This window comes from Shewanella sp. Isolate7, from assembly GCF_022398425.1.
GTDB lineage: Bacteria > Pseudomonadota > Gammaproteobacteria > Enterobacterales > Shewanellaceae > Shewanella.
The window spans coordinates 1-15,462 of sequence record NZ_JAKEVJ010000090.1; the positions used below are offsets into that span (position 1 = coordinate 1).

The window sequence follows — 15,462 nt, forward strand, 5'->3', positions numbered from 1 at the left end:
GTGTTATACCAATCGTAATAAATAATTGATCATTCTAGCTTGTTAAAACGCTCGATAACTGTATTAGTATTTTTAATTGTAGAATAACTACTTATCTAAAAATCCTGCTTTGTTCTCAAGCGTTTTTCCTGCGCTATTTCTGATCACATGTTTACTGTGATTGGTATTAAGAGGACGTGCGGCCGATAGGGTTATATTGCTTTGGCCTGTTGAAAAAAATTTGTATTACACTTTACTTAAATAATGCATTAAAAGTGATTTAGATCGCGTTTTTATTTTCGCTCTAGGTTACAATTTCACATAAAGGAGACGACAAGTTGGTTTAACTTGTTGGTTTATAGTTGCTTTTTTTACAATGCTTTAACATTTGCGATAATTTAGAGGTTAAATAAATATGAGTTCTGAGCTTAGGGTAATGTTAGGCAATGCCAGTGCGAATGGTTCACAGTCATTACTTCAAGTTATCGAAATGTCGGTTGTTGAAAAGCGAAAACGTTTACGTTGGCAGGAGCAAGATATGGAAGCACGCGAAATTATTGGTCAGTGGATAGATGAGCGCCCCTCTCTGGGCGACAAGATCACCCTTTATCGTCAAGGCGAAAAGCTGTTTCTAGAGACCTGGTATAACGACGGTTGCCATAGCTTAGATGAGATGCAGGCAACGCAGCTCGATAACGGCCTCAAGCTGGAAGACTTAGGTGGCAACCTGTTTGGTGAGTATTTCCTCCTATCTCACGACAATAACCTGCAATTTTGCAACAGTAACGAATGCTTCTATACCGCTAAACGCGCGGCATAAGGATTAAAAGAAAGGCGCCAGATAGGCGCCTTTTTTGTGTCATGGCGATAAGCCGCAATCTGCACGGCTATCTAGCCTAGAAGGGATGAAGACTCGAGAAACTCAGCCTGGTCTGTTTGTAAGGATGAGTGATGCTTAGGTGCTCGGCGTGCAGGTGTAGACGCGGCGCGGCGGCGATAATGGCGTCGTCGCCATAGAAGTCATCACCCAGTATGGTGTGGCCCAGCGCCTTCATGTGTAACCTGAGCTGGTGGGTTCGGCCGGTGATCGGCTTGAGCTTCACCAGGGTGCTGTTGCTGCGTCGCTCCAGCACCTCAAAATAGGTGGTCGCTGCCTTGCCATCGCTGGCAATCATCTGCAGCGGCGGCTGCTCACTGTCTGGCTTCATCGCCAATTCTATTTTCCCCCTGTCCTGGCTCATCAGACCCGCGACCTCGGCCACATAATATTTCTCTGTGGTGCGATTTTGAAACTGGGTCTTGAGGTGAGACTCGGCCTTCTTGTTGAGGGCGAACACCATGATGCCAGAGGTGGCGCAGTCTAGCCTGTGCACCAGTATGGCCTCGGGAAACCGCTGTAACAGGCGGTTGATGGCGCAATCATGGGTCTCCTCGGCGCGGCCGGGATTGGACAACAGGCCTGATGGCTTATTGATGATAATGATGTCGCGATCTTGATAGCGAATGTCGAGCCAGGGAATAGCCGGGGGCTGGTAACTAAAAATTTTCATCGTCTCTCCTCGGCGGCGATACTAACAAAGAATGCCTGCCGTGCCTATCCTATGCGCCCCTCTTTGCGCCTTGACGGCCACTTTAGGGGCGGTTTACAGCGCTGTTTACAGGGGGCACCAGTTGAATTTTCTTAAGCTTTGCCACAGGCAGGCCGAGTTTGGTTATCATAGGTCAATTCAAACGAACAAAAATGGTTTGGCCGAGGCAGAGAATAAGATGGAAAACGAGAATACAGCGCAGCAAGGTTATTGGATTGGCGAGGCGGGTAAGCCATGGGGCGAGGCGGAAAAGGCGCAGTGGCGCGCGGCGCAGCAGAAGAAACGCTCCTACGAGCAGGAGGTGCTGAGCAAGTTCAGCCAGATCAGCGAGGCCTTCGAGGCGCAGCAGTATGGCGAGCTGAGCTATGATGAGGGGCTGTATCCGCTCTATGGTTTCAAATCTCGCGACTGGGACCAGACTAAGCCTACTATTTTGGTCACCGGCGGTGTACACGGCTACGAGACTAGTGGCGTGCAGGGAGCGCTACGCTTTTTGATCGCCAAGGCAAGTGAGTACAGCCAAGATTTCAATATCCTGGTTGCCCCCTGTGTCAGCCCTTGGGGTTACGAGACCATCAATCGCTGGAACCCTGAGGCGATTGACCCTAACCGCTCTTTCTATGCCGATAGTCCGGCTCAGGAGTCCCGCGCCCTGATGCAGTGGGTGGCGAGTTTCAATCAGCCGCTGATGGCGCACATAGATCTGCACGAGACCACTGACACAGACAACAGCGAGTTTCGCCCGGCGCTGGCGGCCAGAGACGCCAAGGTTCAGACCAACTGGAATATCCCCGACGGCTTCTACTTGGTGGGCGATAGCGAAAATCCCAACGATGAGATGCAGGCGGCCATCATCGAGGCCGTGGCTAAGGTTACCCATATCGCCCCCGCCGATGAGCAGGGTAGGTTGATAGGCGAGCCCATCACTCAGTTTGGGGTGATCAACTATGCGACTAAGGCGCTGGGGCTGTGCTGTGGTTTCAGCGATGCCAGATACAACACCACCACAGAGGTCTATCCCGACAGTCCGCTGGTGGACGATGAAAACTGTATTCAGGCACAGGTGATGGCGGTGAGCTCGGCGGTGGATTATATCCGCACCCAGGCCCAGAGCCAGAGCCAGGGCTAGTCGTCCACCGTCTACCTTATACTAGAGAATAGGCGGTGGCAGGGGCTTGGCGCCACTGGATTAACGGCGCACAGGTTTAACCGCGCATAGGTTTTACTGCGGCTTAACGACGCATTGGTTAACCACGCATAGGTTTAACGGCCTAGGGCACCGCTGAGGATGACCCCAGCGACGAAGATAAAGAGCAATCCGGTCAGCAGGTTGATCATTGGGGTTGCTCTTTTCATTTTGAGCTGCATCCTGGGATGGGACAGCACCAGGGCGATCAGGCTAAACCAGCCCAGGGAAAGGGCAAACATCATCAAGGTGGCGGCCACCTTAGTACTTAGAGTCACCTCTGGGGTGATCAGAGTCGAGAACAGTGTGATAAAAAACACCAGCGCCTTGGGGTTGAGTAAGTTGGTGGAAACTCCCTGCATGAAGCCTTGAGCCGCGCCGAGTCCACGACCTGCAGCGGTGGCCGCATTCAGATGTGTCTCATCGCGCCAGTGGGCGATGGCGGCGCGTATTGCGCCTATGCCCATCCAGCCCAGGTAGCTGGTGCCAATTAGCTGCACCGCCATAAAGAGATTAGGGGAGCCCTTGATGATAAGGCTAATCCCGGTGAGACTCAGCAGTGTATGTAGTGTGATGGCCACCGCCAGTCCCAGCGCGGCGGCAACAGCCGTGCGTCTGTGCTCCTGCGCAGCCAGTCTGACCACCAAGGCAAAGTCCGGGCCCGGACTCGCCAGGGCGACCGTGTGAATGACGGCCAATGAAACAAGCAGTTGCAGTTGTAATTCCATCTCGGTGTCGCACTCTCAAAGGTTAGGCTTTCTCTGTTAGAGAAAGTGAATTCATGGCTAGTACTCCATGTTAAGTCGATTCGGCCGTCCGGGATTGTAAAAAATTGCACCTTAGCCGGCATCGTACTTGCTCTCTCACCTCTGGGCACTAAAGCATCAGGGGGTGACCCGTTTTTGAAAATGGGCCGGGGTGATCAAAAACGCTCGCTTGAAGGCCTTGTTGAAGTGGCTCTGGTCGAAGAAGCCCAGTTCAAAGGCGGTGCTGGTGGCGCTGTCGCCCCGCATCAGCGCCTTCTTGGCGTACTCCAGTCGCAGACGTTTCAGGTAGGCGTGGGGCGTCATGCCGGTGGCGGCCTTGAATTGACGCAAGAATTGAAACTTACTCAATCCGATGGAGCTGGCCAGCTGCTCCAGCTCGAACTCCTGATCCAGCCCCTGATGAAACTGCTGCTTGATGTCGTCCAGCTGGCCGCCGCTTAACTTGGCGTGGCTTGTCGGCAGGTTTCGCAGCTTGCCATGGCGATAAAACAGCTCGCTGATAAAGCCCAGCAGCAGGGTCTCGGCCTCCAGTGGACTGATGTTGGCCTGATGCAGGGTAAGCTGCCTATGCAGGCGGATAAAATAGCCCCTTAGCCTGGCGTCATTCAGAATAGGCGCGCTGAAGTAGAGCTGGTCTTGATTGAGCGCCTCACCCATCTGCTGCACATAGCCAGTGGGCAGAGACATCACCAACGCCTCGTAGCCGCTGTCATCCAGGCTCTGGCCGTTGTGGCTCTCATCCGGGTTGAGGGTCGAGAGACCGCCCGGAGTCAATCGATACTCGCAGCCTCTGTGATGGTAGCGTTGCCCGCCATGGCTGACCACGCCTATGTGGTAATCCAGATGCACATGTTTCTCGAAGGCGAAGTGGGTAAACTGCGCGCGGCTCAGCTCCATCTCTTTCAAGACGCTTGCCTGCCAATAATCGATTCTCTCTACCGCGCTTGTTGCCATCATCCCGCTTCGCTTGACTCTTGTGTCACCGACCGGACCCTCCGACCGTCTGACTAGCCAGTGTAGATCAGGGCGTTTTCCTCTGACTAGTAAATAATTGCAGCCTCTCGGCCCATTTATTGAATTGGGGCAAGCTTAGGTCGTGAATTTCCCGATAAATTGGCTCATAATGGTCAGCTTAGAATCATGCTGACAGTTAACCTAAGTGGAGTCGGACCAGTGAAAGGACAGATCATACGTGAAATGAAGGTGCAGCCGCATATTGAGGTGGAATATGAGGTGCAAAGACGTATCGCCTTTATCAAAGCAAAGCTCAAAGAGGCGCGCGCCACCAGTCTAGTGCTGGGGATCAGCGGTGGGGTAGACTCCTCACTGGCGGGTCGTCTGTGCCAGCTGGCGGTGGATGAGCTGAACAACGAAGGTGAGTATGAAGGCAGCTATCAGTTTATCGCGGTGAGACTGCCCTTTAAGGTGCAAAAGGATGAAGATGAGGCGCAGATGGCCTGCCAGTTCATTCAGCCCAGCAAGCAGGTGACGGTCAATATCGGTGAAGGGGTCGAAGGGATCCATCATCAAACCCTGGCGGGGCTTGAAGTTGCCGGCGTTATCTCTCACCCCCACAGCAATGTCGACTTTGTGAAGGGGAACGTCAAGGCCAGAATGCGTATGATCGCCCAGTATGAGATCGCCGGCCTGACAGGTGGCCTGGTGGTGGGGACAGACCACAGCGCCGAGAATATTACCGGTTTCTACACCAAGTGGGGCGATGGCGCCTGTGACCTGGCGCCATTGTTTGGCCTGAGCAAGCGCCAGGTACGTCAGCTTGCCGCTGCGCTGGGGGCGCCAGACGTGCTGGTGAACAAGGCGCCGACGGCGGATCTCGAGTGTGATAAGCCGCAGCTCGAAGATGAGGTGGCGCTGGGCCTGACCTATGATCAGATAGATGATTTCCTCGAAGGCAAGCCGGTGGACACCGCGGTAGAGGCGCGTCTGATAGCCATCTACAACGCGACCCAGCATAAGCGTAAGCCTATCCCGACCCTGTACGACTGATCTTGGTAGGCAAGACAAAGGATAAAGGCGCCTAGGGCGCCTTTTCTATTTGGCCGCTAGCCTCTAATGACTAACTCCAAATGACTAACAGCTAACGCCTAACGCTTAACGTCTAACGCTGCTCCGATAGCTAATCCGTTATGTTCTTACTCGCCAAAGGCTGTCTTACTTGGCCAGCGAGGTGCGCTGCTCGCGCAAGGCGGCGATCAGGGTGTTGGGGCACTGGCGATAATCCAGGTAGGGCAGGCGGAAGATTTGTTGCTCGTCTTCTGAGTGTTGCAGAAACTGCTTGGGGGTGCTCAGAGGTGTTAAGCCCAGCTTGATGGCGCTCTGCTGGCCGCACACATAGTGCTCCTTGGCATGGGGCGAAAGCCTTGCAGCCCCGAAACGTATCTGCTCGTCAGCTTTTAATAGCCTTTTCATGTAGCCGCGCCAATCTTCATCCGGTGCGCTGAGCTTGGCCATGATCACCAAGATTTTGCGCCAGTGGTTGCCATTGAGGGCGACTAGCTTATCCAGGCTGTCTGGCGTATCAAGCTGCCAGTCGTCGGCTAGTTGAGGCGGCGTAGGCAGATAAAAGCAGCGTTTGGCACCATCTTGTCCTAAGGGCTTCACATTATCAGACATATTCTTCATTCCTTGGGCTTTGGGGCTGGAGTTTACGCAATAAAGCCGTGTATGTTAATGATTAACGGACTTGGCGCTCGTTAGCGCACACAGGGAGCCTAGCGGTTATTCGTCATGAAAACATTGCTCATCCACTCGACTAAACATCTTACCATCGCCGTCACCTATGCCTGTCTCGGCATCACTGTGGCCGCGCTCGCCTTTGGGGTCTGGTTTTTAAATGCCCGTCCCGACTTGTCGGTCTGGCATTCGACTCGCCTCGAACATCAGTTTCGCCTAGACAGCGAGGTCAAGGATTTCCCCGCCTATCAGGCTTTAGAGGCCAAGCTGTTTGAAGAAGTAGAGCGCAAGATCTATCGCCGCACCCAAGGGCTAGAGCAGCCCCTCAACCGTTATTGGCATGGCAGCTTTGCCGACCCAGGCAATTGGCCTCAGGCCTGGAATCGCAGTTATGAGTGGGCCAATCCTCAGGCCGAGTTTGGCGTCTTGTTGCTGCATGGCATGTCAGATTCACCCTATTCCTTGTCTCACTTTGCCGAGCATTTCAGGACGCGCGCCCACCTGCTGGGGCTAAGGTTGCCGGGCCATGGCACCATTCCTTCTGGCTTGGTAGAGCTCAAGTGGCAGGAGATGGCCAGGGCCGTTGAGCTGGCGAGCGAACATCTTAGCCGGCAACTGGGTGACAAACCCATCTATGTGGTGGCCTTCTCGACGGGGGCGGCGCTGGCGTTAAACCATGAGCTTGAGCAGCTAAGCCAGGGGCAGGGGCTTAGCTATCGCGGCATGATCTTCCTCTCACCGGCCATAGGTCTGTCACCCGTGGCGGCCGGCGCCAAGTGGCAAGACAGGCTGGGGCGTATGCTGGGGCTGGAAAAGCTGAGCTGGAATTCGATTCAAACCGAGTTCGATCCCTTTAAATACAACTCCTTTGCGGTCAATGCCGGCGATGTTGTCTATCAACTGGCCGAGCGCAATCAACAGCTGATACAGACGCTGCCCGAGGAGAAGTTGTCGGCGCTGGCCGATATCCTGACCTTTCAGTCGGTGGCCGATGGCACCGTCTCGACCCAGGCGGTGGTGAGCGATCTCTATGGGCGCCTGCCCGCAAAGCAACATCAGCTGGTGCTGTTTGACATCAACCGTCAGCCCCTGAGCCTCGCCTTAGTCGCTAACGACCCGCTGGCCGCCTTGCTGCCCGCTCTCGGTTTGGATGCGCCCAGGTTTGATCTCACCCTAGTGCAAAATCGCAATGCTGAGTTGCAGCAACAGCCGTTATCAGCGCAAAAAGCGGCGTTAAGGCGTTTTGATGAGGTGGAGGCCAATTGGTATCGGCCAGCTTATGAGGCTAGCCATCAGCCGTTAGGGCTGGCTTGGCCCAAGGGGATCTACTCGCTCTCCCATGTGGCGCTGCCTTATCCGGCGAGCGACAGCCTGTATGGTACGGCGTTTGAGAAGGGCAGACACAGGGTGCAGATTGGCGCCGCGGCCGCCCGAGGGGAGCGCGGCGTGCTTGGGGTCTCGGCAGATGAGGTGCTGCGGCAGAAATGGAACCCCTTCTTTCCCTATGTGCTAGACAGGGTGGATAGGTTTATCGATGCGCGCCAAGGGGCGCAAAGCCGCTAACTCTTTAAGCCGCTAAGTCACTAAGCCGCTATGCGATTAAGTCATTCACCCAATCGCCGCTAATCCTGCCTTGCCCGGTGCGGGGCTAAGCCCTGTGAGTTAAAGGCTGGCCATTAAAGTCAGTTAGTTAAAGCCTGGCGGCTTGTAGCTATGTTAGCTGAACTGATCGTCGGCCGACAGCAGCGAACAGACCACGCGATTACGGCCATTTTCCTTAGCCTCGTAGAGGTTAAGGTCGGCCATCTTGAACCAATGATCTATGTCGCTCATATAGCCGGCATTGCTGATCACCGCGCCTATGCTAATGGTCATGCCGATCGCTCGCTGGCCCGGTACCTCAATCTGGTAGGCAGCGACCTGCTCTCTAAACTGGTTCAGGTGTTGCTCTACCTGCAGGGCGTTACACTGGGGGAGTACGAGCAAGAACTCTTCACCGCCATAGCGAGAGACGATATCCGTGTCTCGCTTAAAGAACTGCTGCATTAGCTCGGCCAGGGCAACCAGGGCTTTATCGCCCATCTGATGGCCATAGGTGTCGTTGATCTTCTTAAAGTGGTCGATATCTATGATGCAGAACGCCAATGCCGCATAGCTGCGCTTGCACATGTCGTGAATATTGGCGAAATGGTTTTCCACATAGCGCCTATTGTAGAGGTGTGTCAGTTCGTCACGCTCCGCCAGCGCCTGCAGTTTAAGGTTGGCATCTTCCAGTTCTACCGTGCGTAGGGCCACTTTCTCTTCCAGCTCTAGCTGATAGCTGATCAGCTCCTGTTTACTCTTCTGAATACTGCTCGAGAGGGCGTAGATCTCCTTGGGGGTGGTGTCTGACATCACCTCATCCTGATGTTGGGTCATGCCCCACTGGCTAAATTTCTTGGCGATGGTCTCTAGCGGTTGGGTCAGACGATAGCTGATCACCTTGATCAGTAATATGGTGATGATAAAGGCGACAAACAGCAGGCTAAAGGTAGTCAGGTATTGCTGCTCCACTTGCTTTATCAGTGGCTCGAAAGGCATCACCACATAGAGTGACCAGCCGTTTTTCAGCACATATTTAGTGTAGGCAAACTCGGGGCTTAGGCTGTCGAGCTTGCGAAAATTGATCATGTTCAGGCTGGTGCGATAGCGCTGCCCCGAGGTCGCTACCTTAAGTGGTGTCAAGGGAGCCAGTTGCAGCGAATCCGAGGCGTATATCACCAGGTCATTCTCGTCGGTGAGCACCATGGCCTGCTCATGATATTCGCGGTTGCGTTCATCTATGCTGGCAAACTTGGTCAGGTTCAATGAGCCTTCGATGATCCCTATGGGCGTGACGTGGTTGTCTTTGGAATAAATTGGTGCACTGATGGCGACGATGGGATCTGAGCCAAAGCCCCGGCCGAGGAAGGCAGGGGAGATAAAGGTCAGCTGATTGTAAAAGGCTTCCTGAAAATAGTGCCTGTCGCGGATGCTGAGCTCTTTGTTCTTAACCACATCCTTGTCCAGCCTGGAGATAGGGCTGGCGGCCGAGATGAGTGCCTCATCATCGGCGATCAGCATAGAGATAAAGAAGGGGTAGCTTTGGTGCAGTTTTGACAGCAGGCTCTGCCACTGGGCCGAATCATAGTTAGACAGGCTCAACCAGCGCGCCGCATTATCTATGGCACTGATATGCCCCTGAATAAAGCTCTCGGTGGCCTTGCCAAGGTGCGCTGCCGAGTCTTCCAGATTGAGTTTTACATCCTTTTGCTGCTGCTCAATGGAGTTGTTGTTGAAGATCAGCGCCGATACCAGCAGCACCAAGGTCATTACCTGGGTAAAGGTGTAGGTGAGCTGGGCGTTGAAACTCTTACGCTTTTGGTTAATCAGCTTGCCTTGAATATGCAGATGATTCGGTAACATGGTGACGCAGATGGCACCGATCGCCGTATAGAGCATGCCGTTGATCCCCTGCTTGAGGGTGATAAAGGTCATGTAGCTGTTGGGCATCTGAAACACCAGGTTGGCGTACAGATAGAAGAGCGGCATGCCGAGCAACAGCCAGAAGGTGATGTCGGCATACAGGGTATAAAATTCCTTGCGCCGAGCATAGCCCAGCCACAGGGCCTCCAAGGGAAAGAGCAGATACATGTGCCAGCTGTCCCAGGCGAGGTGGAGGCCGGTGGCGCACAGCAGGGAGGCTAACAGGGCATACCAGGGGCCGAGGAAGATGGCCACGATCACGAAGAAGAGGTTACCAATGATCAGCTGTTGGTTACCAAACAGGGGAATAGGCGACAGGTTAACCAGTAAGCCGAGTAAACCCAGTAGCACGGCAAACCCAAGGTGATTCTTATTGAGCAATTGCATTCTTCCCTATCTAAAATCCATGTATACAGCCGCCAAGCGATGCTTTGAGGCTGCAATATGCAGTGTAAGTGAATCCCTAGTTAAATGCTAACCAAATGTTTATTATCACTCTTTTGCGGTTGTAAGGGGAGAAATGGAATGTTCTGGTTAGCTAGTGGGTCAGCTAATATCCAGATTTTTCTCAAAATCGTAAGCCTATGTTAAACCGATCTGGATTAAACTTGTTGCCTTAACCTGTCGACAAGTAATAAAGTGCGTTATAGTAAACGTGAGATTAGGAAGATCTTACTAGATGTGGTTAAGTTTCCTTGAGATTGAATAATGCTCAGGTAATGGTTTGAGAAAAGGAGGCTGTTATGTTCGGTTTTTTGACGTTAAAAAGAAAAAATACAAGTGGCAAAAAATCAAAGAAAAGAGAAAGCATTCCCTACAGAGTTGTAGGCTCTGGAGTCATGATAATCGATTCAAAGGATATCCTTGAGCACGCCAAATCCCAGTTAAAAGCATCTGCTGCAGTAGGGGCGCCTTCAGGAGCACCTGCGGCTGTAGAAGCATCAGTTCAAGAATAAATATGAATTTTACTGTTTTAATTATTATTCCAGTATTAGCAGGGTATATCTTTTCTAGCGTTTGGAATGGTTCAAAATACAATGCAGCAAGAGAAAACGGACAGCGGCTCTACTTTAGAGCCGTTTTTTATGGCTTGTTTTGTTTGATTTCAGGCTTTCTTTGTTGTGTCATTTCAATCGATTACATTGAAGATATTAAGTTATTAAATGGCGTGTTTCAGGCTACTTTTGGTGAAAAGGTGACATCTTTTCAGCTTGAGTTAGTCGTATTGGCGTGCTGGACGCTGGCGATAGGTTGTGTTGTTGGATTCTTGCTGAACGGAGTAGGTTACTTAGCAGATTTTGTTCCTTTTCAGTTTGTTAAGATGATATTGCTTTCTCGCAGTTTTTTGTTGAAACGAGCCATGAACGGTGACGAGTTAGAGCGTTTAATAGCGTATTCGACGGATTATGCAATTCCAATTGCGTTTGAATTGTCTACAGGCAAGGTTTACGTTGGTTTTGTGGTGAATGCTCCAGACCCAACTTCTCAAAGCCATGGGCGAGAGATTTCTATTTTGCCATTTGTTAGTGGCTATAGAGAAACAGAGAAGCCATTTTCTTATACTTTTACCCATAGCTATGGAAAAATGTATGAATTGCTTATGAAGATAGATGAAGAGGATGATTCTGAGCATGAATTATATGGGGTTTGTTCGGATGATTTCGTTAAGGTTTTAAAAGTAGACAATATAAGCAACATGGGATTGCTCGATTTTAATACTTATGAGTATTTCCAGAAGCAAGTAAGAGATGACAAACTGAGTCCAAATGGTAATTGGTGTTACGCGCCGCGAGGTGTTGAGATCCTGAGTCATTATGCAGTGCATGAAGAAGTAAACATGGATCGTGTCTAAATCTGATGCCTTTGCAATTAGCCCCTTGTCCATCAACTGAGACAATGACATTAAGTTCACTGTCTCGGTTTTTTTATGGGTCATCATGACGATCTGTCACTTCAATCGTTAGGCGATGCTAGTCCTGTTCACCTGAGCCTGGCCGAGTTGTCAGTCGAGCTATTAATTGACGAAGAGAACTTTGGACAGTGGTCTTATCTATGCCTTGGGCAGTTTGTTACATGATAACCAATGAATTAACATTAGAGTAGATATCAAATCCCAGATAGCAGAAAGCCAGCTTTTCAGCTGGCTTTCTTGAATTTGGTCGGTATGAGAGGATTCGAACCTCCGACCCCTGACACCCCATGACAGTGCGCTACCGGGCTGCGCTACATACCGATTTTATCCAAAGCAGCAAAGACTTGGGGTCTGCTCTGAACAGGCAGAACTTTATCAAGTCGTTTGCCCCTGTGCAAGTGTTTCAGCCGTGGAGCCCGAACGACTGGCTAGTTTATAGTCGCTAGCGACTCATTCCCTAATGCAGACCCTAATGGTTATAGAAGCGTCGTCCTTCGCGCATCACCTGGATAAGCTCTGGGGCACTGATCTTCTTGTTGCGCAGACGCTGGCTATAGTCACGGTTATAGATACGGTACTTGCCGTGTCTGTCGATCACAGTGATCTCATCTTCCTGGTAGATACCAAACACCAGGTTGTCGCCGATATAGGTCCAGTTCTCGCTCTGGGGCTGCAGAATGTTGCGTCCGGCGCTGTAGTCGCTGGCCTTGTTGGTGCAGTCCAGTAGCTGGGTCATCAGGGTCGGTACCACGCCATAGTGGCTGCTGGGGTAGGTGACCGTCTTGTCATACTCCATGCCTGGCCAGTGGATGATAAGCGGCACATGCACGTTGGCCGGTGACAGGTTGCCACGCTGGTTGTCGTTGTCGCCGGTAAAGACCTTGCCCGAGACGCCGGTGACCATCACGAAGGTGCTGTCGGGCAGGCGCTCGATAAGCCTTTGTAGCTGCTTGTCGATGAAGTTGAGCGATTGGCGATATTGGTTGAACAGCACCTTCTGCGCCGGTTTGAGTGGTGTGGCGGGTTTGACCGTCTCGATGCCTAGGAAGCCGATAGGGGTATCGTAGCTGTCCGGGCTCTGCAGGTTGAGCAGGGCAAACCAAGGTTTCTCCTGCTGCATGCGCCACTGGTCGAAGCTGTCGATAGATTGAATATCGGCATCGGCCACGCCATTGGTCAGCGGCTGCAGGTGCGAGGTCAGGTCCTGATAGATGGCCTGCGGCTGAATAGTGCTTGTCTCGGGGGCGAAGCGCGCCAGGGTATAGCCCTGTTTGGCCAGCTCCTGGGTGAACACGGGTGAGCGATAGCTGAGATCGTCGGCGGCGATATAGCTGCCCTGCAAGCCATAGAGCAGGGAGAACATGCCGCTATTGTGCATATTGCCGCCACTCAGGTGCTGCTTAAATTCGTGGTTGTGTTTGCCGTATTCATAGAGGAACGGCATGGTGTCCTTGTTGACCAGATCGGCCCTGAAGCCGTCGATAGCTACCATCAATATGTTGATCTCAGGGTTGGCGCTGCACTGCAGCGGCGAGATCGGGTAGTTGAGGCTAGGCTGTAACTTGCTCGGGTCCTGAGGCTTGTCGCTCTTCTCTATGCCGTGGCTCTCCATAAAGGAGCGAGCGGTGGCGGGATAAGAGAGTGGGTAGGCATCATCCAGGCGGGTGATCTCCGTGATGTCGGCGGCATCGGCCCAGATATGGATCAGATGGCTGCTGACGAAACACAGGCCGATCACTATGACTACCTTAGGGCCGTAGTTAGACTTACGGATCTTCTCTATCCGCTTCCACAGGAAGTTGGCGGCAGTCAGCTCGAGGATGATGATCCCCAGCGGCGTCACTATATAGGAGGTGCCCTGCAACAGGGCGTTGAGATCGGCCCAGGCGATGTCGAACACAAATGGACTAAGGTGCAGACCGTAGTCGTCGTAGATCAGGGTGTCGTACAGCAAGATACACAGGCCCAGGGTGGCGGCAAAGGCCGCGAGGCCGCGCAGTATCTTGGAGTAGGGCAGCAAGAGGGTGATGGGAAAGAGCACCACCAGATAGACGATGAAGGCGAGAAAGCTAAAGTGGCCCAGGGTGCTGATGGCCAGGTAGCCCCAGCCAATCCAAGACTCGGGCGCGCCCACGGTTTCAATATAACGGACACCGACTATCATCGCCAAGAAGCCGTTGAAGAAGGCAAACCAGTGCCCCCAACTGACTAAGCGTGACACGCGATCACGGCCCATCTCTTTTTTACGCTCGATCATAGGGATCCGTTATTAGTTGAAATACTTGTCTATCTTAATTTTTTTTAAGGCGGATTGGCCAGTTTTTTGCGAACAAAATCCGCTTTTTTAGCCGTTAGTGTTAGCTTTTTACCGATTGGGTCAGCGCCTTGGCAAACTGTTCGGCCACTTGCTCGCGTGCCGCCTCTGGCACCTTGCGGATCAGCAGATCGGTGACACAGTTGCCCAGTACCATCAGGCTGAGATCGGTTGGTGCCTGGTGCTTGTCGAGTACAGCCAGGATCTCGGCGATGACGGCTTCGACCTGGGCGTTTGAATATTTAGATTGGATAGCCATATTTAAAAATTTTTTCACTTTAATTTGAAATAGCGGCATATAATAACGGATTTCTACCAACATCACTATCGAGGCTTATGAGTATTAACGTCGAACAAGCAATTATTCACGCGATATCCCAAGATGGCGAAGGCCAGCTCAGCTGTAGATTGCGTCCACAACCGCTACTAAATAGTCAAGCCGTCGAAGCCATGCTCGAAGAGCTGCACCAAACCTACACCAGCAAATCGGGTAAGGGCTTTGGTCATTTTGGTACCCACGGCGACGATGGTGAGGCCAACCCCAAGTTTAAAGAGGCGCTTAGCCAGTATCTGGGTGGCGAGCTAGGGTTCGTGGAGTTTTCTGGCGTGGCGGGGCAGCTGCTGCAAGAGGAGCTGGCCAAGTATGACTTTAGCCAGGGCGGCTTCCTACTGCTTGCCTGCTACACCTATATGACCAGCGATTACCTGTTTGTCTCTCTGCTTAACGCCAAGTCGTCGATGACGGTGCTGGACGATATGGAGCTGTCGCAGAATACCCATCTTGACCTCAACAATGTGCAGCTGGCGGCGCGTATCGACCTGACCGAATGGCAGGCAGATCCAGATTCGCTCAAGTATATCTCCTTCGTGCGCGGCCGCGCCGGGCGTAAAGTTGCCGACTTCTTCCTCGACTTCATGGGGTGTGTCGAAGGGGTTAACACCAAGGCGCAGAACAAGTCGCTGATGAATGCGGTAGAAGACTTTGTCGCCAGCAGCGAGCTGACCAAGGATGAGCGCCAGCAGTGCCGCGAGAAGGTGTTCGAGTATTGCACCGAGCGGGTCGACAGCGGCGCCGATATTCAGCTGAAAGATCTGGCCGATGAACTGGCCGATGCCGGCATGGACTCCTTCTATGACTTTGCCCAGGGCGGTGACTATGAGCTGGAAGAGGAGTTTCCCGGCGATAAGCCGACCCTGCGTCAGCTCAAGAAGTTCTCGGGCACTGGCGGTGGCGTGACCATCAGCTTCGATGGCCAGCATTTGGGTGAGCGGGTGATCTATGACCCTATCTCAGATTCCATCTTGATCAAGGGCGTGCCGGCTAACCTCAAAGATCAGCTGGACCGTCGCCTCAAGGGTGGCCAATAAATCCATAGCTAAGCGCACAATAGTGGGCGAGTTAGCGCCAGTGTAAAGCGCCTGTATTAGGCGCTTTTTTCATTGATGATGTGTAATACCAATCGTAATAAATAATTGATCATTCTAGCTTGTTAAAACGCTCGATAACTGTATTAGTC

At 52.3% G+C, this 15,462-nt stretch carries 14 protein-coding genes and 1 tRNA gene; 7 read left to right on the forward strand and 8 right to left on the reverse strand.

What is annotated here, in order from left to right; all coding sequences use genetic code 11:
- Window positions 1-394 precede the first annotated feature (394 nt).
- Entirely contained in the window at window positions 395-799 is a 405-nt protein-coding gene (locus tag L1D47_RS17755; protein ID WP_239850122.1) for a hypothetical protein, read from the forward strand.
- A 76-nt stretch (window positions 800-875) separates the two neighbouring features.
- Here the strand turns inward: L1D47_RS17755 and L1D47_RS17760 are convergent, their stop codons facing one another.
- Window positions 876-1,529 carry a pseudouridine synthase gene (locus L1D47_RS17760; protein WP_239886230.1) on the reverse strand — a complete coding sequence of 218 codons (654 nt, stop codon included), beginning with the start codon at window positions 1,527-1,529 and terminating at the stop codon, window positions 876-878.
- Between the two features lie 217 nt (window positions 1,530-1,746).
- Here L1D47_RS17760 and L1D47_RS17765 point away from each other — a divergent pair, with 217 nt between their 5' ends.
- Window positions 1,747-2,697 carry a M14 family metallocarboxypeptidase gene (locus tag L1D47_RS17765; protein WP_239886241.1) on the forward strand — a complete coding sequence of 317 codons (951 nt, stop codon included), beginning with the start codon at window positions 1,747-1,749 and terminating at the stop codon, window positions 2,695-2,697.
- Window positions 2,698-2,831: 134 nt separating this feature from the next.
- Here the strand turns inward: L1D47_RS17765 and L1D47_RS17770 are convergent, their stop codons facing one another.
- Both L1D47_RS17770 and L1D47_RS17775 read right to left on the reverse strand, forming a co-directional pair.
- Window positions 2,832-3,482 carry a LysE family translocator gene (locus L1D47_RS17770; RefSeq protein WP_239886231.1) on the reverse strand — a complete coding sequence of 217 codons (651 nt, stop codon included), beginning with the start codon at window positions 3,480-3,482 and terminating at the stop codon, window positions 2,832-2,834.
- 156 nt (window positions 3,483-3,638) lie between these two features.
- Window positions 3,639-4,478 carry an AraC family transcriptional regulator gene (locus L1D47_RS17775; RefSeq protein ID WP_239886232.1) on the reverse strand — a complete coding sequence of 280 codons (840 nt, stop codon included), beginning with the start codon at window positions 4,476-4,478 and terminating at the stop codon, window positions 3,639-3,641.
- 216 nt (window positions 4,479-4,694) lie between these two features.
- Here L1D47_RS17775 and nadE point away from each other — a divergent pair, with 216 nt between their 5' ends.
- Window positions 4,695-5,528 (forward strand): ammonia-dependent NAD(+) synthetase, encoded by an 834-nt coding sequence (nadE, locus tag L1D47_RS17780; protein ID WP_345778772.1) that lies wholly within the window; start codon window positions 4,695-4,697, stop codon window positions 5,526-5,528.
- 165 nt (window positions 5,529-5,693) lie between these two features.
- Here the strand turns inward: nadE and L1D47_RS17785 are convergent, their stop codons facing one another.
- Complete coding sequence (locus tag L1D47_RS17785) at window positions 5,694-6,155, reverse strand: hypothetical protein (protein ID WP_239886234.1); 462 nt, start codon at window positions 6,153-6,155, stop codon at window positions 5,694-5,696.
- A gap of 114 nt (window positions 6,156-6,269) precedes the next feature.
- On the opposite strand from L1D47_RS17785, the gene L1D47_RS17790 reads away from it, so the two are divergent.
- On the forward strand, window positions 6,270-7,778 hold the full coding sequence (locus tag L1D47_RS17790; protein ID WP_239886235.1) for an alpha/beta fold hydrolase: 1,509 nt from the start codon (window positions 6,270-6,272) through the stop codon (window positions 7,776-7,778).
- A gap of 153 nt (window positions 7,779-7,931) precedes the next feature.
- On the opposite strand, the gene L1D47_RS17795 is transcribed toward L1D47_RS17790, so the two are convergent.
- Entirely contained in the window at window positions 7,932-10,106 is a 2,175-nt protein-coding gene (locus L1D47_RS17795) for a diguanylate cyclase (protein WP_239886236.1), read from the reverse strand.
- A 356-nt stretch (window positions 10,107-10,462) separates the two neighbouring features.
- Here L1D47_RS17795 and L1D47_RS17800 point away from each other — a divergent pair, with 356 nt between their 5' ends.
- Both L1D47_RS17800 and L1D47_RS17805 read left to right on the forward strand, forming a co-directional pair.
- Window positions 10,463-10,675, forward strand: a complete 213-nt coding sequence (locus L1D47_RS17800; protein ID WP_239886237.1) for a hypothetical protein — start codon at window positions 10,463-10,465, stop codon at window positions 10,673-10,675.
- Window positions 10,676-10,677: 2 nt separating this feature from the next.
- Window positions 10,678-11,571 (forward strand): hypothetical protein, encoded by an 894-nt coding sequence (locus L1D47_RS17805; RefSeq protein WP_239886238.1) that lies wholly within the window; start codon window positions 10,678-10,680, stop codon window positions 11,569-11,571.
- A 304-nt stretch (window positions 11,572-11,875) separates the two neighbouring features.
- Here L1D47_RS17805 and L1D47_RS17810 read toward each other — a convergent pair.
- From L1D47_RS17810 to L1D47_RS17820, 3 genes are all read right to left on the reverse strand, one after another.
- Window positions 11,876-11,952, reverse strand: a tRNA-Pro gene (locus tag L1D47_RS17810).
- 148 nt (window positions 11,953-12,100) lie between these two features.
- On the reverse strand, window positions 12,101-13,888 hold the full coding sequence (locus L1D47_RS17815; RefSeq protein WP_239886239.1) for a DUF3413 domain-containing protein: 1,788 nt from the start codon (window positions 13,886-13,888) through the stop codon (window positions 12,101-12,103).
- A gap of 100 nt (window positions 13,889-13,988) precedes the next feature.
- Window positions 13,989-14,204, reverse strand: a complete 216-nt coding sequence (locus L1D47_RS17820) for a YejL family protein (RefSeq protein ID WP_239886240.1) — start codon at window positions 14,202-14,204, stop codon at window positions 13,989-13,991.
- Window positions 14,205-14,281: 77 nt separating this feature from the next.
- Here L1D47_RS17820 and yejK point away from each other — a divergent pair, with 77 nt between their 5' ends.
- Window positions 14,282-15,313 carry a nucleoid-associated protein YejK gene (gene yejK, locus L1D47_RS17825; RefSeq protein WP_041511728.1) on the forward strand — a complete coding sequence of 344 codons (1,032 nt, stop codon included), beginning with the start codon at window positions 14,282-14,284 and terminating at the stop codon, window positions 15,311-15,313.
- Window positions 15,314-15,462 lie beyond the last annotated feature (149 nt).